16 protein-coding genes and 1 pseudogene are annotated in these 20,480 nt (G+C 62.2%); 9 read left to right on the top strand and 8 right to left on the bottom strand.

Annotated elements, in window-relative coordinates; all coding sequences use genetic code 11:
* The 4 genes from A2Z13_07585 to A2Z13_07600 all read right to left on the bottom strand — a co-directional run.
* The coding region (locus tag A2Z13_07585; protein OGP79037.1) for a hypothetical protein at positions 1–1,524 on the bottom strand (1,524 nt) is incomplete at its 3' end.
* 133 nt (positions 1,525–1,657) lie between these two features.
* Entirely contained in the window at positions 1,658–3,823 is a 2,166-nt protein-coding gene (locus A2Z13_07590; protein ID OGP79038.1) for a hypothetical protein, read from the bottom strand.
* 20 nt (positions 3,824–3,843) lie between these two features.
* The gene (locus A2Z13_07595) at positions 3,844–7,281 is read right to left on the bottom strand and encodes a hypothetical protein (protein ID OGP79039.1); all 3,438 of its coding nucleotides are present in this window, start codon (positions 7,279–7,281) and stop codon (positions 3,844–3,846) included.
* 18 nt (positions 7,282–7,299) lie between these two features.
* Complete coding sequence (locus tag A2Z13_07600; GenBank protein OGP79040.1) at positions 7,300–8,019, bottom strand: hypothetical protein; 720 nt, start codon at positions 8,017–8,019, stop codon at positions 7,300–7,302.
* A 185-nt stretch (positions 8,020–8,204) separates the two neighbouring features.
* On the opposite strand from A2Z13_07600, the gene A2Z13_07605 reads away from it, so the two are divergent.
* Positions 8,205–9,251 carry a hypothetical protein gene (locus tag A2Z13_07605; GenBank protein ID OGP79041.1) on the top strand — a complete coding sequence of 349 codons (1,047 nt, stop codon included), beginning with the start codon at positions 8,205–8,207 and terminating at the stop codon, positions 9,249–9,251.
* 15 nt (positions 9,252–9,266) lie between these two features.
* A complete protein-coding gene (locus A2Z13_07610; protein ID OGP79042.1) occupies positions 9,267–10,454 on the top strand; it encodes a glucose dehydrogenase in 1,188 nt (395 codons plus the stop codon).
* 176 nt (positions 10,455–10,630) lie between these two features.
* On the opposite strand, the gene A2Z13_07615 is transcribed toward A2Z13_07610, so the two are convergent.
* Positions 10,631–11,578, bottom strand: a complete 948-nt coding sequence (locus A2Z13_07615) for an alcohol dehydrogenase (GenBank protein OGP79053.1) — start codon at positions 11,576–11,578, stop codon at positions 10,631–10,633.
* Positions 11,579–11,675: 97 nt separating this feature from the next.
* Between A2Z13_07615 and A2Z13_07620 the strand changes: the two genes are divergently transcribed.
* Positions 11,676–12,521: a hypothetical protein gene (locus A2Z13_07620; protein ID OGP79043.1), complete on the top strand. Its 846-nt coding sequence runs from the start codon at positions 11,676–11,678 to the stop codon at positions 12,519–12,521.
* Between the two features lie 120 nt (positions 12,522–12,641).
* Here A2Z13_07620 and A2Z13_07625 read toward each other — a convergent pair whose 3' ends face one another.
* Positions 12,642–12,944 (bottom strand): hypothetical protein, encoded by a 303-nt coding sequence (locus tag A2Z13_07625; protein ID OGP79044.1) that lies wholly within the window; start codon positions 12,942–12,944, stop codon positions 12,642–12,644.
* A gap of 137 nt (positions 12,945–13,081) precedes the next feature.
* Here A2Z13_07625 and A2Z13_07630 point away from each other — a divergent pair, with 137 nt between their 5' ends.
* Both A2Z13_07630 and A2Z13_07635 read left to right on the top strand, forming a co-directional pair.
* Positions 13,082–13,549, top strand: a complete 468-nt coding sequence (locus A2Z13_07630; GenBank protein OGP79054.1) for a hypothetical protein — start codon at positions 13,082–13,084, stop codon at positions 13,547–13,549.
* Positions 13,521–14,066 (top strand): hypothetical protein, encoded by a 546-nt coding sequence (locus A2Z13_07635; protein ID OGP79045.1) that lies wholly within the window; start codon positions 13,521–13,523, stop codon positions 14,064–14,066. The genes A2Z13_07630 and A2Z13_07635 overlap by 29 nt, the downstream gene beginning before the upstream one ends.
* A 3-nt stretch (positions 14,067–14,069) precedes the next feature.
* On the opposite strand, the gene A2Z13_07640 is transcribed toward A2Z13_07635, so the two are convergent.
* Positions 14,070–14,567, bottom strand: coding sequence for a hypothetical protein (locus A2Z13_07640; protein OGP79046.1), 498 nt, complete (start codon positions 14,565–14,567; stop codon positions 14,070–14,072).
* A gap of 188 nt (positions 14,568–14,755) precedes the next feature.
* Here A2Z13_07640 and A2Z13_07645 point away from each other — a divergent pair, with 188 nt between their 5' ends.
* Positions 14,756–16,231 (top strand): hypothetical protein, encoded by a 1,476-nt coding sequence (locus A2Z13_07645; GenBank protein OGP79047.1) that lies wholly within the window; start codon positions 14,756–14,758, stop codon positions 16,229–16,231.
* A gap of 186 nt (positions 16,232–16,417) precedes the next feature.
* Here the strand turns inward: A2Z13_07645 and A2Z13_07650 are convergent, their stop codons facing one another.
* On the bottom strand, positions 16,418–17,074 hold the full coding sequence (locus A2Z13_07650) for a molybdenum cofactor biosysynthesis protein (protein ID OGP79048.1): 657 nt from the start codon (positions 17,072–17,074) through the stop codon (positions 16,418–16,420).
* A gap of 358 nt (positions 17,075–17,432) precedes the next feature.
* Between A2Z13_07650 and A2Z13_07655 the strand changes: the two genes are divergently transcribed.
* From A2Z13_07655 to A2Z13_07665, 3 genes and pseudogenes are all read left to right on the top strand, one after another.
* Positions 17,433–18,608 (top strand): hypothetical protein, encoded by a 1,176-nt coding sequence (locus tag A2Z13_07655; GenBank protein OGP79049.1) that lies wholly within the window; start codon positions 17,433–17,435, stop codon positions 18,606–18,608.
* 10 nt (positions 18,609–18,618) lie between these two features.
* Positions 18,619–19,515: a hypothetical protein gene (locus tag A2Z13_07660; GenBank protein OGP79050.1), complete on the top strand. Its 897-nt coding sequence runs from the start codon at positions 18,619–18,621 to the stop codon at positions 19,513–19,515.
* Between the two features lie 385 nt (positions 19,516–19,900).
* Positions 19,901–20,480: pseudogene (locus A2Z13_07665) on the top strand (hypothetical protein).

The raw sequence follows: 20,480 nt of genomic DNA on the forward strand, positions 1-20,480 counted from the left end.
ACGCCGCTCCGTCGGGGCAGCGGGGGTACGCCGCTCCGCCGGGGCTACCGCAGGCCCCCGCTCCGCGGGACGGACCTGTTGCCGCTCCTTGGTCCTCTCGCTTGCGGGTCTCGCTTTCTCGACTTTCCTTACCTCCAGGGGGCGGGGCTTCGCCTCCGGACGCCTTGCGGACCGGTCTTGTTCCTTTACCAGCGGTCGGGACTCCCTCAGCTCTTTCGCCTCGATCTTCCTGACCGCGGCCGGCGGGCGCTTCGCCTCCGGGATCGACCGTACCACCGGGACGTAGCTCGTTTCCACGGGCTTGATCGGGGGTCTGCCCACCACGATGTCCCTCCGCTGCGCGAAGTTCTCCCTCACGTTCGACACCACGTTTCGGTGGACCGGCTCGTGCCTCCCCGTGACGAACGTGGTCTGATGGACGACGGTGACGCTGTTGGTGACGTTCACGTTCCGGTAGATGTTGGTCACCCGGATACGGTTTATGTCCACGTTCCTGACATTCATGCTGTAGCGGCCGAAGTGGCCGTGCCCGTAATAGATTTCCCTCGGGGCGAGGGGAACCCACGCCACGTAGTCGCCCGTCCTGACCCATCCCACGTATCCTGGTGACCAGAACACATCTCCCCGGGTGGGAGGCACCCAGCACCAGCCGATGCGGGCTACGAATGCCCAGCGGCCGTAATGGTAAGGCGCCCATCCCCAAGGCTCATATCCTATCCAGACGTAATCTCCGCCCCTCCACACCCATCTTCCGTGGCGATAGGGAGCCCAATCGGCGATCACGACGACCGTGGGAGTCCAGACATATCCGTATTCACCGGCGTTTACCCAACGGCCATTCTCATCGAAGTCGCCGGAATACATCCGGAGCTCCCCCGGCAGACGCCGGTAGCCTTCCCCGCGTGCGAGGACGACGCGGTCCCGATCCCGGTTCCACCTTTCCCAGTCGTCGGGAAGAAGCAGCGGGGAATGCTCCGCGTAGCCGTCCGCTCCCAGGGCCAGCATGCTGCCCGCACGGACGGTCGTCGTTCCGGCGTCGTTCTCCGCCAGGACCGATCCCTTGAGCACGGAAACGTCCGTCTCCCCGCCGGGAATGTCGATCCGGAAAGTCGCATTTCCGAAGGCGCGGATGGAGGCGTCGGGGGTGTCGAACTGGAGGACGCTGCGCTTCGGGGCGAGGCTCAGCACGTACGCGTATCCCTGGGCGAGGTAAAACTGGAAGGAGTCGCGGTCCATACGCAGGACCTGCAAGGCCGTGTCCCCGTCAAGGCGGATATGGGCCCCGTTGTTCGTCTGGAGCGCAGCCCGGCTGCTTGCCGGGACCCACAGCTCGTCCCCTTCGACAATGGGCATGTTCACCGAAGCGGGTACCCATTCCCCGGTGTCGGCGATTTTCACCTGCACGTCGCCTTGTTCAATCACTAACCGCATCGCCCCAAGGGATTCCGCCATGGAAATCGACGCGTAAAGCACCACCGCTCCGACGATCGCCATCCATCCGAAAACCTTACCGAATGCCTTCATCCTATTCTCCTATCCACCGGTCCGTCTTATCGTCCGTCTCCGGTTTTTTCAAGGGGGAAGGATTGCTCTTTGCCTTCCTCTGATAGATAAAAACCCGGCGGCACCCCGTTCGTTTCGTGGAAATAGCCACTGTTCAGAACCGGGACAGGGTTCCAAGCCGCCAAAGAGCAAGGATGGCCCCCAGCAGGGCCAGGAAGATCAGGTAGGCGAGCCAGGGCCGCTTCTTCTCGGCGAACGGATCGGCCATGGAGCGCTCCGCGTTCTCGGGAAGCCGGGCGGCAGCGGTGAGCGAAGACCCGAAGGGAATGTTGATCTTCGCACGGGCGTTTACTGCCCAGCCGTTGGCGTCGAGGATGGGGCCCAGGTTCCTCTTCCTGAGCTTGAGCCATGCCAGGAGAACCGAGGGGCACGAGACGATCAGGATCAGCGCCGCGAACAACAGGGGGATCTGCCACCAGGCGAGGCGGAACAGCCCCGCGATGGCGGATGCCAAGGCAGCCCCGATCGCGCCGATCGCCAGCCCGATCGCCGCGAAGATCCCGGCGAACTTGGCTACGTCGAAAGGCGGGGGAGGAGGAGGCACCGGAAGCCCGGCCGCCGTTTTCTCCGCCGCCTGTATCGATCGCAAGGCAGCCGCCTGTTCCGACGCCCGGGACCGGGCCGCCGAGATCTTCTGGAACTGCTCCCCGATCATCCGTGCGACCCTTTTGTAAGGCGCCCAGAAGGCCTGCCGGATGCTTATGGGGTGTTCCACGATGCGGACGATCGTGGCGTCCCAGTCCTGTCCCTTGCGGTCGTAGAAGACGCCGTTTCGCCCGACCATGAGGAAGTCGGAGTCCCCCGCCGTGAACCCCGCGGCGATGGTCATCTTGTTGTCGCCGCCCCGGCGCGTGCACTGGCAGTAGACGAGGCAGACGCGGCTGAAGGTCGCGATCTCCGCGTGCTTGGACACGTCCGCGACGGGCACGCACAGGTCGACGCTGCGCCCGTCCAGGTAAAGGGTGCCAGCCTGGAAGGTAGCTTTTGCCTTGCGTGTGTAGAAATCCCTGAAGGAGACGAAGTTGTTCGCCAGGCGGCGCAGGTCGCGGCAATAACGCAGGAGCTTCTCCACCGAGGCGATTGCGGCGACCTCCGGCTCAACCGCGCTGTCCCGGACGGCGAGGTCCAGGAGTGCCGATTCACCGTCCTCCGAAAGCAGCTGCCTCACCCTGCCCTCCTCGAGCGCCGTAAGGGCCGTTGCAGGCTTGGCGGCCAGCCAGGCCTCGCAGGGCGCGAAGCGGGCGCATACGATTCCCCATCCCTCGTCGCTCAACGCCTCCGGGGTCCCAAGGACCGGGACAACGACCTCCTCGCGGAAGCGCCGCACCGCGTCGGAATAAGCGGGGTTCAATCCCGCCGTCAGCGGCATGGCTTTGCCGGCCGCGGGCACGGCGACGGGGAACTGCGCCACCGCCTCCACGGTCCCCCCCAGGTTTTCGGCGGACAGCTTCTGGTAATCCGCATCGGCGGGGCCGAGCAGCGGGCCGGAGCGCCCGTCGTACGCCGCGAGCCGGCACCGCTGGAAGTAATCTTCGATCTTAGGTCGTAGGGATTTGAAGATTTCGTATCGGGCCGCGGTGTCGTCTCCAAACGGGAGGACCTCGGGCTTTCGGCCGGCATCCCACCAGTCGCGGAGGGCCTTCGCCTCGCAGTAGAAGCGGCCGATCGTCTCCGTCGTCACCCCCGGCTCCCCGCTGCGGTCGACCTGGCTCCCCAGGCACGCGATCATGTCTTCGATCGCGGCGCGCAGTGCCGGTTCCCAGGCCGCCTGGGCCGGCACGATGCCGTCCCCGTTGAACCGGGCCTGGGAAAAGATCCGCGCGGTGTCGCTTACGTCCTCCAGCGTGATCTCCGACGCATCGGGCTTGTTAAGCGCCCGGAGCACCAGCTTTACCCCGGAGAGGACGGCCCTGCCCTCATCCGTGGATTCGTCGATGGACGAGAGCGGAAGCCGGTCCTGGCGACGGACGAGGAAGTCCGGGTCCATCAGCACCGTCCCCGCCCACGCCGCCGCGGCGATGATCTCCGGCGCCCGTATGTGTCCGTCCGCATCCGAATCGACGAATTCGAGGGTCTTGCGGTCGAATTCGATCCCGGCGACGGGGCAGCTCAAGGCCACCCAAAGCTTCTGGTCCAGGGTTCCCAGGGCCATCAGGTCGGCCCCCGTCTCGAGAAGAACCTGATCGAATCCCCCTGCGCGGAAGAACCGCCACCGGTGGCTTTGAGGGGAGGCGGCAACGGGCGTTTCCGTGGAGGTCACTGTTTTTCTTCCTCCTTGTTTTACTTGAGCACGAATACGACGCGGCTGTCCTTCTGCTTCTCCTTCCTCTCCGGCGCGAGTGTCTTGGGCTCCACCAGGAAGACCCGCTCCGGCTCCACCTGCTTCGATGCGATCAGGTAATCCTTCACGGCCTTGACCCGCCTCTGCGCAAGCCGGCGCAGGTCGTCGTCGGTCACCTGGAGGTGAGTGTACATGAGCTTTTCCATCTCGGGGACGGGGAGGTCCTTGACCAATCCGATGAAGTTGCGGGGCTTGGGGAACTTCTCTTCCCGATAGGCTTTTTTCAGGTACTCGGGGTACTCCTTCGCGTCGACGACGACGTTGTCGAGCAACGGCGCCTCTCCGCCCTTTTTGACGAGGTCCTTCAGCTTCTGGGACCGGACCTTACGGTCGAACAGGATCTGCCGCAACGCCTCCCGGTCCTTCTCCACGTCCACGTGCCCCGCGATCTCCAGCTTCAAGGCGGGCCGGTCGTGCAGCGCCTTGACCAGGTTCTTTAGCTTGGCCTCCGCCGGCACGTCGGGCGCATCCTTGCCGTAGTTGAACTCCAGGTAGCTCAACTCCTCGCCCCCTCCGAACAGCGCCCCCAGGAGGGCGAACGGGGAGGTGGCTGCCTTGACCAGCAGGTTCAAGATGATCTTGACGACGACCCCCCAGAGGCTGAATTTCGGGTCGTCGAGGGAGCCGCTTAAAGGCAGGTCGAGCGAGATCTCCCCCTTCCGGTTCTTGAGCAAGGCCACGGCCAGCCGGACCGGCAGCTTCGTCGCGTCGGGGCTGTCGACGGCGTCGCCGAAGGTGAACTGATCGAGGAAGACGCTGTTGATCGCGTCCAGCTTCCTTTTCACAATCAGGTACTTAAGACTCAAGAAGAGCTTCCCCTTCTCGATCGTGTAGCCGGCGTACCGGCCGGAGTAAGGGGTAAGGGGGCTCAAATCCATGTCCTTGAAATCGATCTTGAGATCCACGAACAGGTCGTTCCGGAGCGGATTGATTTTCCCCGTGATCTCGAGGGGGGCGTAATTCTCGAGCTTCCCCCGCAGGTCGACCTCCGCCATCCGCGTCTCCTCCGAGGACAGGCCGGAGACGCGCCCTCCGATTTCCAGGAGGTTCGCCGAATAGTTGGGTTTTATGAAATGGTCGGTGAAGTTGATCCGCCCTCCTTGAAACGACACCGTTTCTATCGTGACCGGCGTCGGCGGCGCAGCGGACTCCGGCGGCTTCGCGGCCACGTTGTTGTCCGGGGACGCTGCGGCCGTCTCCCCGGCGGGGGCCTGCCCCTCCTTCTTGACGATCCCCTGCACGTTCAGGGTCCCCTCCGGGGTGACGACCAGGCGCGAGTAGAAGTCCGTAAGCGCCACCTGCCGGATCGCCATGGACAGGGGGGCGGTCGCCACCTTGATCCCGTCCAGGTGAAGCGAATCCCACTTGAGGAAATCCTCCGAGGTAACCTTGTCCACCGTTGCCAGGTTTGTAACCGAGGCCTCGCCCGCGTAAGCCGTCCGGATCGTGTCGCCCCGCGCCGCCAGGGTGAGCTTGCCCCTGGCCGAGATGTTCCCCCCCGTTAACGAGATACTGATCTTTTCTGCGATATACGGCTGGAACGGGACGATGTCGATCGTCCGGATGTTGACGTTCAGGTCCGCCGACACGGGATTGACTCCCACGGCGCCGCCGATGGCGACCTTTCCCGTCTTGTTCAACGTGGCCTTGAGCGAAACTTTTCCGCGGCTGTTCTTCTCCGTCGAGAGGTCCTCGGCGGTGACGTCCAATGGGGAGACCCTCACGGTGACGGGGTCACCCGGCGTCTGGTCCACTGCCTCGACGGTGTACTGCTGCAGAGAGGCCTTCTTCACCTTGACGAGCCACTCCGGCTGCGGGGTAACCTTTTCGGCGGACTTGCGCGGCAGGGGAGAGGCCTTCATCGCCGTTCCTTCGGCCGGGGGAAGGACCTTTGCCAGGTCGAGCGTGCCGTCCTTCTCCCTTGTCACCTGCAGGAGGCCTTTGCTGGTTGCCGCCTCTTCGACCGTGGCCGTTTTTTTGGCCAGGTCGATGTCCGCCCCCTTCACCCCGGTTTCCGGGATGTGGATGAAGTCCTCCTTCTCTCCCCGCCGCCTGAGGCGCAGGGAGGAGAGGTTCGCCTCGAGCCCGGACAGGAGCGCCTCGTCGCCCGCTTCGCCCGAAACTTGCCGGTATCGGGCCGACAGGTCGAGGATGGCAGTGGCCTCGAACGGCTTGGGGGCAGAGAAATCCGAATAGGACGCTTTTCCCCCGGCCAGGTGAAACGCACCCACTTCTACCGAGAAGGACGATCCCGGCCCCTTTTCCTTGTCCGTCTCTGCCTTGTCCCCACGCTCCGGCAGCAGAGACACCACGTTCAAGGCTCCCGTTTTCTCTCTGACCAGGAATACCTCCGGGGAGGAGATGACGACGTTGTCCAGTTTCGCCCGCCTCGCCAGCGGCTCCAGGGAGCCGCTGGCCATGAACAGGGACGGCAGCCGCAGGACCGGCGCATCTTTACTGTCCGTGATGGAGAGGTTCTTGAGCGTCACGCTTCCCGTGAGCGCAACGGAGGGGGACTTTCCAGCGGGCTGGGAAAAGGACAGGACGGTTTTCGCGTCCAAGGCCCCGGAGGGGACCCGGAATTTCAGCCGCACCGGGACGTATTCCAGGTAATGCGGGATGTTGAAATCGCGGATGCTCAGATCGAGGGTGGTCTCGCGGGAAGCGCTGTACGGTTTGGTCATCCCCTGGAGCCCCACCAGCGTCCCGTTGACGTTCGCCTCGAAAGCGGGCTGGACGTGCACGTCCACGGCATAGGGCAGGTTCGACAAGAACGGGATGGCAATCGACAGGTCCCGGACCGTGTGGCGCGTGTGTTTGGGGCGGTCGTCGAAATCGACGCTCCCCCCGACGATGCGGATGTTGTTGAGGGAATACCGGAGGGGCTTGTCCTTTTCCGACGGCTTGGAAGCGAACTCGTCGAGGATATCGGAAAAATTGTAGGTCAAGTCTTCATTTCGAACGACGGTGACGCTCGGGGAGCGCAGGAGGATCTCCCGGAGAACCGGCCCGCCCCTCACGAGGGAGGCGGCCTGGAGGTCCAGGTACAACTCCTCGAAGGACAAGAACGGCCCCGAGCCGGCGCGGTCCTTCATGGAAAACCCGTCCACGCGGACCGAAAGGGCGAACGGGTTGATCCGGATCGTCCGGATCTCCACAGGCCGGTGGAGCTTTTCCGAGAGCTGCTTGACCAGGACCGATTTGACGATGGGAGGCAGGATGAGGAACCCGATAACCGCGAAGGCCGCCAGGGCAACGGCAAACCACAGGACGTACCGTTTCAGGAAAGGTTTTCCCGCCAGCGCCTTGAGGTCCACGGTACCGCCTCCCTTCCGCCCCGTGCCAAGATGATCCCCGTTTTCCGGCTTGTGCATCATGACGAAAGATCGTACGGACTATCTGCCCCCGAAGACCGTCTTCAACAGGTCGGTCACCCTGGCTGCCGGATCCTTCCGGATCTTCATCTCTTCCTGTCCCACCATGTAGAAAATCCCATCCAGGGACTTTGTGGTCACGTAACGGTCAAGGTCCAGGGACTCGGCATCGGCGAAGGGCAGTGCCGCGTATTTGTCCATCATATTCTTGTAGGACCGGGTGACACCGACCTCGTTCATGCTCGACGCCACCTCGGGCTTGAAGGTTTCGTACATCTTCCCGAAGGTCTTGGACTTGAAATAATCGGTGGCGGCGGTGTCGCTCCCTTCGAGGATCTTCCGGGCGTCTTCGATCGTCATCTGTTTGATGGAATCGACAAAGAAGGCCTTGGCTTGGGGGGCGGCTTTTTCCGCCGCACGGTTCATGCTGAGCACGAATTCGTCCACGTCTTTCTGGTATCCCACTTTGGCCATGACGTCCGCCACTTTCCGGATTTTTTCGGGCATAAGGATCTTGATGGCAGCGTTCTTGAAGTAGCCGTCGGTTTTCGAGGTTGCGGCGACTGCGTTCCCTGTCCCGATCGACAGGGCCTCCTTCAACCCGGCGACGACCTGGTCGTCACCGGGAGCTGCCTTGGAGCCGATCCCCAAGCCCTTGCCTACGTCGTCCAGAAAACCGGCATGTGAAATGTTCACCCCAAAAAACAACAAGAGAGGCAGCAGATAACCTGCTCGTTTCATCTTTCGACCTCCTGGTGGCTTAAGAAGCATCTCATCCGAAGGGGCACTGCGCAAATTCCCATTGAAACCTTGCTCCATTGTAACCGAATTTTCGACCCACCCCGACACAGGAAACTTAAGGCCCCCGGGTTCATCCTATTTCCAGGCGCAATCCGATTTATCCGGAATTAAAGGGGTGAGAAGCGATGGCGGGGAACCATTCCAAAGCGTTGCAATGGATCCAGGCGGAGAAGGACGAGAATTTACTGCCTTCCGGCAGATACGGAGTCGGCCTTTCGGGCAAGACGGACGTGGAACTGCTGGACGCGTACTCCCGGGCGGTGACGGCCGTGGTCGATGCGGTAGGTCCCGCCGTGGTCAGCATTTCCGTCGAGGGAGAAGCGCCGGCTGGAAACGATTCGGAGCCGATCGGCGCTGGATCGGGCGTCCTCCTGACGCCGGACGGATATGTGTTGACCAATCACCACGTGGTGAGCAACGCGAGCCGGGTACGGCTGACGCTGACGGACGGGACAAGCCTCGGCGCGGCTCCCGTGGGTTCGGATCCGCCGAACGACCTGGCGATCATCCGCGCGAACGGCTCGGGATTGCCGTACGCGGCGCTGGGCGATTCCTCGACGCTCCGGGTGGGGCAGCTCGTGATCGCCATCGGCAATCCGCTGGGATTCCAGTCCAGCGTGTCCACCGGGGTTGTAAGCGCCACGGGACGAGGCATGCGGAGCCTGGACAGGCGCCTCATCGAGAACGTGATCCAGCACACCGCGCCCCTGAACCCGGGCAACTCCGGCGGACCGCTGGTCGACTCGAGGGGACGGATCGTGGGAATCAACACGGCGATCATTCCCGTCGCGCAAGGCATGGGATTCGCGGTCCCCGCGAACACCGCCCGCCACGTCGTGTCGCAGATTCTTTCCTACGGGAAAGTCCGCAGGGGATACCTGGGAATCTCCGGACGGCAGAGGCAGCTCTCCAGGCGATTCGCGCGCTACTTCAACCTGTCGCGGGAATCCGGCGTGGAGGTGGTTTCCCTCGATCCGCACGGGCCGGCGATCGGATCCGGCATTCTGTCGGGGGACATCCTGGTGGAGATGAACGGACACCCCGTGGAAAGCGTCGACGACCTTCATCGCCTCCTGTCGGGAATCGCGGTCAAGGACGTGGTGCGCATCGACCTGTTGCGGGGGACGGAACGGAAGACTGCGGACGTCGAGATCGGGGAGGCGGCTGCATGACCGGTGGGCCTTGCCATGGTGACACATCAAATGTGGATCTTCATCGTGTTGTTCTCCTGTCTGGTCATTTCCGGATGCTCGGAGAGTTCCTCGCCCGCTCCCGCCACAGGCCCTTCCAGCGGAGCCATGCCCACGATTTCGCTGACCGGAGTGTCCGGAGGGTTCGCCCAGCCGGTCCACATTACCCATGCCGGGGACGGCAGCGGCCGGATCTTCGTGGTGGAGCAGGGGGGGAAGATCCGGATTCTCGACAACGGGGTCGTCCTCCCGCCATCGTTCCTGGACATCTCCTCCCGGGTGGCCTGCTGCGGCGAGCAGGGGCTTCTGAGCGTTGCGTTCCCACCGGGGTTTTCCGCCAAACGGCACTTCTACGTGAATTACACCAGGACCCCGGACGGCGCCACGGTGGTCACCCGCTTCCGCGTCTCCTTGAACGACGCGAACGCCGCCGATCCAGCAAGCGAGGAGGTCGTTCTCGCCATCCCCCAGCCCTTTGCGAACCACAACGGGGGACAACTCGCCTTCGGCCCGGACGGGTACCTCTACATCGGCATGGGAGACGGCGGCTCGGGTGGAGATCCGCTTGGCCTGGCACAGAACACCGATAATGTGCTCGGGAAACTCCTCCGCATCGACGTCGAGTCCGGGGCGGCACCGTACGATGTCCCCCCCGGCAATCCTTTCGTCGGAATGGCCGGATACCGTCCGGAGATCTGGGCGCTGGGCTTGCGCAATCCGTGGCGCTTCTCGTTCGACCGCTTGACGGGAGACCTCTACATCGGCGACGTGGGGCAAGGCGCATTCGAGGAGATCGACGTCCAGCCCGCTGGAAGCCCCGGGGGCCAGAATTACGGGTGGAACATCATGGAGGGGGCGAATTGCTTCAACAGCTCCTCCTGCGCAACCGCTGGACTGGCTCTCCCCGTGGCAACCTATGATCACTCGCAAGGGTGCTCCGTGACCGGCGGCGTGGTGTACCGGGGCGCGGCGCTACCCGTCCTTCAGGGGATCTACTTCTACGGGGATTTCTGCAGCGGCCGGATCTGGGGCCTGAGGAAGAATGGCGCAGGATGGGACAACGCGGTTCTGCTGCCCTCGCAGAACTCTCCGCTGAACATCACCACCTTCGGCGAAGACGAGGAGGGAAACGTCTACGTTGCGAATTACGCTAACGGCGACCTGCTGAAAATCGGCTCCCCTTGACGCGACGGTTCGCCGTTCCGGCCAGGAAAAAGCGATGAGCGGTCCCGCCGTCAGCGGGTGAAGGCAAGGATCAGTTCTCGCCGGTCCGGGTACTCCCGCAGCAGGTCCTCCCGACGGTTCATGCAATACATCAGAATAGTTTTCGAAACGCATGAAAAAGCAGGCGGAAACGGAAATTACTCACTCGCCCAATTCAGCAGTTCGATGGCGGAAGGATCCAGTTCGAACTCCATCGATTTCATCAGTTCGTTCAACTGGTCCAGGCTCGTCGCGCTGGCAATGGGAGCGGTGATGCCGGGGCGCGCGGTCAACCAGGCGAGAGCAACCGTGGAGGGAGCCGAATGATATCGCCGTGCCACCCGGTCCAGCGCATCGAGAATCCGAAACCCCCGGTCATCCAGGTATTTCTTGACGAAATCGCCTCGCGCACGGTCCGCAAGGTCCTTTTCCGACCGGTATTTGCCCGTGAGAAAACCGCTGGCCAGCGGGAAGTAGGGGATGACGCCCAATCCCTTTTCCCGGCAAAGGGGTTCGAGCTCCGTTTCATACTCGGCACGATCGTACAGGTTGTACAAAGGTTGAAGGCTCCGGTAGGCGGGAACCCCGTGTCGTGTGCTGACCTGCAATGCCTTCGAGAGCCGTTCCGCGTTGTAATTCGACGCTCCGATCGCCCTTACTTTTCCTTCCTTGATCAATTGCGCAAAGGCTTCCAGTGTCTCCTCCAGCGTCGTCTCCGGATCGTCGGCGTGGGCCTGATACAGATCGATGTAGTCCGTCTGCAGACGTCGCAGAGAATCCTCCGCCGCGCGCAGGATATAAGGCTTCGAGAGCCCCTTCCTGTCCGGGCCCATCTCCTTTCCGACCTTGGTGGCGACGAGGACTTTCTTCCGGTTCCCGCCCCGCCTCAGCCATTTGCCGAGAACGGTCTCGGATTCGCCGCCCTTGTGACCCGGGACCCACGCGGAGTAGACATCCGCCGTGTCGACCAGGTCGCCGCCGGCCGCCGTGAACGCGTCCAAGAGCCTGAATGACGTCGGTTCATCCGCGGTCCATCCGAAGACGTTGCCTCCAAGCGCCAACGGCGCGATCTCCAGCCCGGAATTCCCCAGTTTGCGTTTCTTCATGTGGCCCTCCGTATATTCCGATGCGGCGGCCTTCCTGACGATTCCTCCCATTGGTGGGAGGAATCGAAACAGGCGAAGGGATCATCCAAAGACGATCATGGCCGGGATAATCGCAATCCTCCCGTTTCTCCTTGCGGTTCTTATGACCCCGTTGCCCGGAAACGCCGTCGGACCCGGCGCCGGCGCGATCCCCCCGGGCGAGTCCGGGGCCAAGACCGCGCTGGAACGTTCGCCGCGTCATCACGAGTGGGCCGCCATTGCAGTTCCCGGCAAAGAGGGGAAGGTGTCCGCCTTCGTCGCCTACCCTGAGCGCAAGGATAAGGCTCCCGTCGTGATCGTCATCCACGAGATCTACGGACTCACCGACTGGATCCGGGCCGTCGCGGATCGGCTGGCCGCAGAGGGATTCATCGCCATCGCGCCGGACCTCCTGTCCGGCAGGGGGCCGGGTGGAGGAGGGACCGACAAGTTCGGCAGCCGGGACGACGCCGTAAAGGCCGTGCGCGATCTCGGGACGCAAGAGGTCGTGATGATGCTGGATGCCGTAAGTCGATATGGAAGGGGTCTTCCGGCCGCCAAGGAGAAATTCGCCACGGTGGGGTTCTGCTGGGGAGGGGGCCAGAGCTTCCACTACGCCACGGCGCAGCCCGACTTGGACGCCGCGGTGGTTTATTACGGTTCATCCCCCGAACTGGACGCCCTCCGGACGATCCGCGCCCCCGTGCTCGGCCTTTACGGCGGGGACGATGCCCGGGTGAACGCCACGGTCAGTCCGGCGGCGGCAAGGATGAAGGAGCTCGGGAAAACATTCGTCGCGTTCACCTACCCGGGAGCGGGGCACGGGTTCCAGCGGGCCAAGGACGGCCGTGAGGGCGCGAACCTGGCAGCGGCTGAGAAGGCCTGGCCTGCCACGATCGAACACTTGAGAAAGTACCTGGAGTAGGGGTTTCCTATTGACTACCAGGTGTCCGAGAGTCCCCTCATCTTTGCGTTGGTGATCATATACTTCATCACGCTCACAAGATGACTCTTTTCAGCACCGGAAGTGCGGGCTTTTTTTCCGTCAAGCCTGCAACTTCTCCATCACCGACCGGACCTTTCCCTCGATCGAGGCCGCCTTGTCGCGGCGATCGTCGATCTTGATCAGGGTGGATACCCGAACCGCGCCCTTGACGAACGGTTGCTCGTGCATCCGGCGCAGAACCGGCAGGATCGCATCGAGGTCCCCCTCGATGATCGTTCCCATGGCGGTCAGCTCATGTTTGAGGCCGCTGTCCCGGAGAATCCTCTCGACGCCGGCCACGTAGCGGGAGAGGCTTGGACCCGCGGTGCCCAGGGGCGCCACGCTGACGAATACGATGGCCATTCCGATCCTCTCTTTCTTGCGCGCTGGATTGTGGAGGATAATGTTCCTAATCTTATCGGAACCGCATGTCAATGGGAACGGTGCGCGGTTCCGGGACATCCAATGTCCAATTTGCGGACATGGGAGGGCACCGTCCGATGATCCTTGCCTCCACCGCGTATCGCCTGGCTCTCTCCCTCTGGGTGGGAGGGATGGCCCTGTTCACCTTCATCGTAACCCCCGTGATCTTCCGTACCCAGGGGCGAGACGTCGCCGGAAAGATCGTCGGGGCGATCTTCCCCCTGTATTTCCGCTACGGCCTTGTTCTCACCGCCGTCGCATTACTGACCCGCATGGTTGCCGGGGAAGCGTTCCATGGAGTTCGCCAATGGGTCGGGACCCTTTTGATCCTGACCGCCCTCCTTCTGACCGGCTACCAGGCATACGGACTCACTCCGCAGATGGAGAGGGTCAAGCAATCCGTGACCTCCTTCGAGGCGGCACCTCCCGACGATCCCGCCCGCAAGGAATTTTCCCGGCTCCACGGGATATCGATGGTCGTCAACCTCGTCATCCTTTTGGAGGGAGCGGCGCTTATTGTCGCGTACGAAACGTTCCGCCGGTAAAAGGATCCTCCTCACCGGTAATCCGGGATGCGGGAAGACGACCGTCGTGCGGAAAGTCGCGGATCTCCTCCGCGGCGTTGCCTCCGGTTTTTACACGGAAGAGGTCCGGGACGATAAAGGGCAGCGCATCGGCTTCCAGGTGATCTCCCTCGAAGGGAAGCAGGGCGAACTGGCACGCAAGGCCCCCGGTCCCGGACCGCGGGTAGGCTCGTATCTCGTCAACGTCAAGGACTTCGAGCGGATCGCTCTTCCGTCTCTGGAGGCGGAGGCGGGCAGGGTGCTCCTCATCGACGAGATCGGGAAGATGGAATGCTGTTCGGAGGAATTCATTCGGAGGGTCGGGAGGGCGTTCGAAGCGGAAATATCGATCCTGGCGACGATCCCGTTGCGCGGCGGGGGAGATTTCATCGATAGCATTCGACGTCGCCAGGATGTCGAGACGATCCTTGTGGCGAGGGAGAACAGGGAGGCGCTTCCGGAACAGCTTGCGGCGAAGCTTTCGCCTCCCTTACCCTAATGACTACCAGGTGTCCGAGAGTCCCCTCATCTTTGCGTTGGTGATCATATACTTCATCACGCTCACAAGATGACTCTTTTCAGCGCTTATGATTGCCTTGAGTATCTCGTTCTCTCCCAAAATATCCTGCATTGCGTGGTAATAGAGAAGTGTGGCCTTCTCAAGCGCAAAGGCCCGGGCGAATGCGTCGTCCCTGGTTTTGATTTTCTCGATATCTTTCATGGCGCCTTTTTCACCCGAAAAAAACTGCGACATCGCTGCTGCCGCAAGATACTGATACTGTTCCTCGCTTCCCTGATGCTTTCCATCCGCGGGGACTTTACCGAGAAGAGCCCTGAACTGCGCCTCATGAGCCTCTTCATCTTTCGCCAGAATCGAAAAGAGCTCGTTGATCTCCGGATCCTTATTAAACTTCTTTGCCATTGTCGTGTAGAAACTCGCACCAAGCTTCTCCGTCGCCACTGCCAGTTCGATGCCGCCCCTGAGCGTTGGTTTTTTCAAGATGCGATCCTCCTTGATCTTATTGGATAAGCCACGGTTTGCGCACACGACCAATTATGCGCTTGTCAGATAAGAAAATACCAAATTATCGATGAAGCGGGTAGCGGTTCTTCCGGCCCTTGCACGATCACCCATCGCTCAGCAGAATTGGTATATTATCGAAGGCCTTCCCCGGCCCAGGAGTGGAGATGTCCCCGCCGAACAAGACCGCCTACCTGAGCAAGTCGCTCTATATCCGTGGCCTCCAGTGCCATAAATCCCTGTACCTCGACCGGCATCAACCGGAGCTTCGCTGCGAGGCGACGCCGGAGCTCGAGGCGCTCTGGGCAAGCGGGCACGAGGTCGGCGTGTATGCCCACATGCTGTTCCCCGGGGGAGTGGTCGTCCCCTTCGACGGGCTGACCAAGAACGAGCAGATGGCCAAAACCCGCGAGGAGATCGACCGCGGAACGAAGGTCATCTATGAGGCCGCCTTTTCCCACGATGACGTTTTCGTGAAAGCGGACATCGTCGTCCGGAATCGCGGCTTCTGGGACCTGTACGAAGTGAAGAGCTCCACCTCCGTGAAGGAGCATTACTGGGACGACGTGGCGATCCAGTACTACGTCCTCTCCGGGTGCGGGATCCCCGTGAACAAGGCGTATCTGGTGCACATCAACAACAGCTACGTCCGGGCCGGGGACATCGTCCCGGAGGAACTGTTCGTCGTCCAGGACATCACCGGGGTGGTGAGAGAGAAGCAGGCGTCCATTCCCGACAAGCTGGCCGAGATGCGGGCGATGCTTCGGGAAGACGTGCCCAAGATCGACATCGGGCCCCACTGCGAGGAGCCGTACGAGTGCGATTTCATGCCGTTCTGCTGGCAGCACGTGCCCGAGGATTCCGTTTTTTCCCTGCGCGGAAAGGGGATCGACCGGTGGGAGCTGTACCGGCAGGGAGTCATCCGGCTGGAGGATGTGCCGCTCGACTCCCTGAACCTGGCGCAGAGGATGCAGGTGGAGTATTCCCTGGATAGGAAATCGCACGCGGATCCGAAGAAAATACGGAAGTTCCTCGAAAAGGTCGTTTCCCCGGTCTGCTTCCTCGATTTCGAGACCTTCGCCTCGGCCATCCCGCTGTTCGACGGGACAAGGGCCTATCAGCAAGTGCCTTTCCAATACTCCCTGCACCGCATCGACGCCGAAGGGGAGGAACCGAAGCACTTCGAGTACCTGGCACAGCCAGGCCCGGATCCGCGGAAGGAGATCGCGGAGAAGCTTCTTGGTGAGATCCCTCTCGGTGCGTGCGTGCTCGTCTACAACATGGCCTTTGAAAAACGGGTGCTCAGGGAACTGGGGGAATCCCTCCCCGGGCTGCGCAAACGCCTGAACGCGGTCGCCGAAGGGATGATCGACCTCATGGAGCCCTTCAAGCGGCGGGACATCTACCACTGGCGGATGAACGGTTCCTATTCCCTGAAATCCGTCCTGCCGGTTCTGGTGCCGGAGATGACGTACGACGGGTTGGAGATCAGCGACGGGGCGATGGCTTCCGAGGCGTATTTCACCATGGGGGAGATTTCCGATCCCGCGGAATTGGTCCGTCTGCGCAAGGCGCTGCTGGAATACTGCAGGCAGGACACCCTTGGGCTCTCCCGGTTGCTGGAGAAGATGCGGTCCATCTGATTTAACGACTGTTTCCCATAAGGAATGAAGCGGTATATCCTTCCCTCAAAGCGTCTACCTTAATCGCACCTCTCGAAAATCATCCACCGTTCCCCGTCACGGTGCCATCCGGATCAGCCAGTTCGAGGAACTGGAGGAAAGCCCTTCCCGGGTATAAGCTACGACGATTATCCGGTAAGCTACGAATCACTCGATGGAGATTCCCGCATCCTTGAACCGTTTCTCGAGGCGCTCCCGCCATTCCGGCGCGAGGGACGAGAGGCGGAGCGCCTTCCTCGCCCCCTCCAGGTTCTGCCTGTCCTGGTGCGCCAGGCGCCATATGTCCTGTACCGACAGGGCGTCCTCTTCGCCTGCCACGCGCTCGAACCGGTCGCCGGCGCCCACCTCGCCTTCCTCCAGGACCTTCATGTAGAAACCGGTCCGGCCGCTCGACATAAACGTCTTCGGGAACGATTCCAATCCCATCCGGATCCCGAGCTTGAAGCAGGGGGAGCGGGGCTGGGTTACCTCCACCAGCGCGAAACCGATCCTGAAAACGTCCCCGATGCGGACCGCGTCTTCCGGCATCCCCGAAACGGTGAAATTCTCGCCGAACTGTCCGTAGGTGAAGTCCGTCCGTCCCAATTCGCGGCTCCAGTACTCGTGATGTTCGAACGGATACGCGCAGACGGCCTTGTGGATCCCCCCGTGGACGTTGCGGTCGGCCTGCCCGTCCCCTTCGAGGTTCAGCCTCCGCAGCATCACCCTCCTGCCCACCGGTTCCTTGAAGATCCCCGTGCTCACCGTCTTGCCTTGGTAGAGCACTTCTTTCGGCAGGGATACGTTCACAGAGATCAGTCTCATGGCGGGATCCCCCTAACAAGCTAGCTTACGCATTCCGCGCTGTATCGTGCGAGTAGCCGGGAGACCCTACAATACATGAGGTCGGCGTAAATGCCCACATGCACAGGCATCCGATGCTTCGTGAAGGGAGAGGTATTCCAGGACCTCTTTCGCATCGGCACGGCGGAGATCCGGGTGGGGAGGGAGGACGAGGAGCGGGCCGTGCGGCTCCTTCGGGAGACGACCTTCTCGCCGGAAAAAGGGGAGTGAAGGGCGTCTTCCGCCGGACGACCGCAACGATCCGATTTCATGCCGCAGACGCGGGCCGAGGGGAAATGCGATAGAATTTCATCTGGAATTGAGCGCTGGGGAGGTTCCGATGCATGCCGAAAGCAGAAGGCGATTTCTCCGGATGGCGGCGATAGCCGCTGGCGGCGTTGTCCTCAATCCGGTCGCACGCCGGGCCGAGGCGATCGCGGCGGCCTTGACCCGGGGCGACTCGACGGAAACGCGGACATTGGGAAATACGGGCATCAAGGTCATGACTGTCGGGATGGGCGCGATGATCACCCGCGATGCGGACATCGTTCGGTACGCGGTCGACCATGGCATCGACTATGTCGACACCGCGGATTGCTATATGGGAGGAGAAAACGAACGGATCGTGGGCCGCGCCTTGCGGGGGGTTCGCGACAAGGTCGTCCTCGCCTCGAAGGTTCACATCATGGACGTTCCGGGGATGATCCGATCCGTAGAGAACAGCCTGCGGTCGTTGAACGTCGAAATGATCGACATCATGCAGCTCCACGGGATTTCCTCGGAAGGGGAGGTGACCGACGGGCGAGCCCGGGAAGCGCTGCAGATGCTTATGGCCCAGGGGAAGATCCGCATCCCGGGAGTCACGACGCACAGCGGGCAGGTGACGGTATTGCGGGCGGTTCAGAAGCACGGATTCTTCAAGACCGTCCTGGTGGCGTACAACTTCCGCTCCGACGCGGGGATCAAGACGTCGATCAAGACCTCACCGGGCCTGGACGAGCGGCTTTCCGCCACGATCGTCGATGTCGCCGCGTCCGGGATCGGCATCATCGCGATGAAGACGCAGGCCGGCGGGTATCCCGTCGAGGGCGGCGGTCCAAGCCCTCACCAGGCGGCGCTGGCGTGGGTCCTTGCGAACCCGGGCGTGGCCACAACGATCCCTTCGATGGTTAGCTATGCCCAGGTCGACGAGAATCTGAAGGCCTCCGGGATGCGTCTCTCGTGGCATGGGATCAAGACCCTCGCGCGTTACGAGGAGGTCATCGGCGACCGCCACTGCGGGCTTTGCGGGGAGTGCAAGGAGCGCTGCCCGAACGGAGTGGACGTGGCGGGCGTGCTGCGTTCGCTGACCTATTTCGAAGGGTACGGACAGGAGACGCTGGCCCGCGATTCCTATCGGGGGTTGGGGGACGCCGGCGCCGCGGCCTGTGCGTCCTGCTCCGGATGCGTTGTCCCTTGCCGCCTGGGGCTTGCGGTGGGCCGATTGTCACGCAGGGCCCACTCGCTCCTCGCGTAAGGGGATCCTCGTGGGACCGTCCCGCACCGGAGTGCGTCCGGAGATCCTGGCCCTTTCGGTCTTCCTGCTGATCTGCGTTGCAGCTCCCCGGGCCTCGGCGGGCAGTGTTCCTCTCCTTCCCGAGGGATCCGTTGGTTGGACGGTCGTAGAACCGCCGCGATCCTTCGGGCCGGATAATCTTTACATGGAGATCGACGGGGAGGCGGAACTCTTCCTCCAGTACGAGTTTCGGGAAATGACGTCGGCGATCGTCGCGCGGGCCAAGGACAAAAGGCGGACCTACCGGGTCGAGCGGTTCCTTCACGGCGATCCGCACGAGGCGTTCGGTGTTTACAGTCAGCATCGGTTCCCCGATCAGGAGACGGTGCGACTCGATTCGTCGGAAGCGATCATCTCCGAAAGGTCCCTCGATTCCTTCCGGGGTTCCTACTTTGTACGGATCCGGGCCGGAGGGGACCCTTCCGGTTCCCGCGAAGAACTCCTGGCCCTGGGCAGGGCGGTCTTGGGAAACCTCCCCGGGAAAGGCGATCCGCCGGCAGAGACACTGGCGTTCCGCATCCCGGGCGTCGTTCCCGGCACGACCGTCTACCAGAAGCGCGCGATTCTCGGCGACGAACGGTTTTCTCCGGGATTCGAGGCGAAGTTCGATTCGGGCGGCGTTCAAGGGACCCTTCTCCTGATTCTGCAGGCGGGGACCGGGAAAGGCGGGGTGTTCGAGCGCCTCGCGACGCTCACCGGGTGGACCGGGGACGGCCCGGGGGTGTACAGGGCCGATCTCCCGCGCGGCCCGGCCTGGTTCTCGGCCCGGGGCAATCGCATCCTGGGCGTTACGGGGGAACTTCCCCGGGCGCAAGCCCTCGAGTTGCTCAACAAGATGGACGAGGCGCTCGGGACGTCGGCAAGATAACGCGGGAATGCCTCGGGGTTGTCAACCGGCATTCGATGTCGACCCGGCATCGACAGCCGATCTCGACGTAGGTAGCCGCATGGATTTTTGGACACTTATCGTCGTCCGGAATCGCGGTTGCTGGAGAAGATGCGGTCCACAACGATAAGGACCGAATTACGAATTTGTCGTCCTGAACGGTTTACCGTTGCCGCGTGGATCTCTCCATACAGGTTCACGACTCTTTCCACTCTCCCGGAAAAGAAAATTCATGCAATATATCAAATAGTTGTTAAATGTATTTTCCACGGAGCATTCAGGGGCTCCAAGCCCCATCAGGTCACGTCATGGGTACGGGTATTGCACTTTCCTATGGAGATGATATAGACCAGCCGAGGGAACGATCGTGGCTTCTCGGTTCCATAAGGTCCCCTTCCTCGACGCGCCGGGGTTGGTATTGGCCGCCCTTTTCCTGCTCCAGGGATGCACAGGTGCCGGCGACTCCGGTACCCTGGTTCCCCAAGGCACCGCAGGGGACAACCCCGCCCTCGGCGTCAACGCGAGCCTTCAAGGGGCAAGGCCATTTCCCGACGACAACCCGTGGAACACGCCGATCGATTCGGACCCTGTGGATCCGGATTCCGACCTTCTGATCGACATCATCGGACGGACCGCCTCCCTTCATCCGGACTTCGGCGCCGACTGGAACGGGGGCCCCTTCGGGATTCCTTACGTCGTGGTTTCCGGGGACACGCCGAAGGTTCCCGTGTCGTTCCAATACGCGGACGAGAGCGATCCCGGCCCGTACCCGATTCCTTCCGGTGCGCCGATCGAGGGCGGAGCGACTTCGCAAGGGGACCGCCACATCCTGGTGGTCGATCGGGACAACTGGAAGCTCTACGAGCTCTTCGCCGCCTATCCGTCCGGAGCTGGATATTCCGCCGGCTCGGGGGCGATCTTCGACCTCTCTTCGAATGCACTTCGTC

The sequence above is a fragment of the Deltaproteobacteria bacterium RBG_16_64_85 genome (assembly GCA_001798885.1).
GTDB lineage: Bacteria > Desulfobacterota > Deferrimicrobia > Deferrimicrobiales > Deferrimicrobiaceae > FEB-35.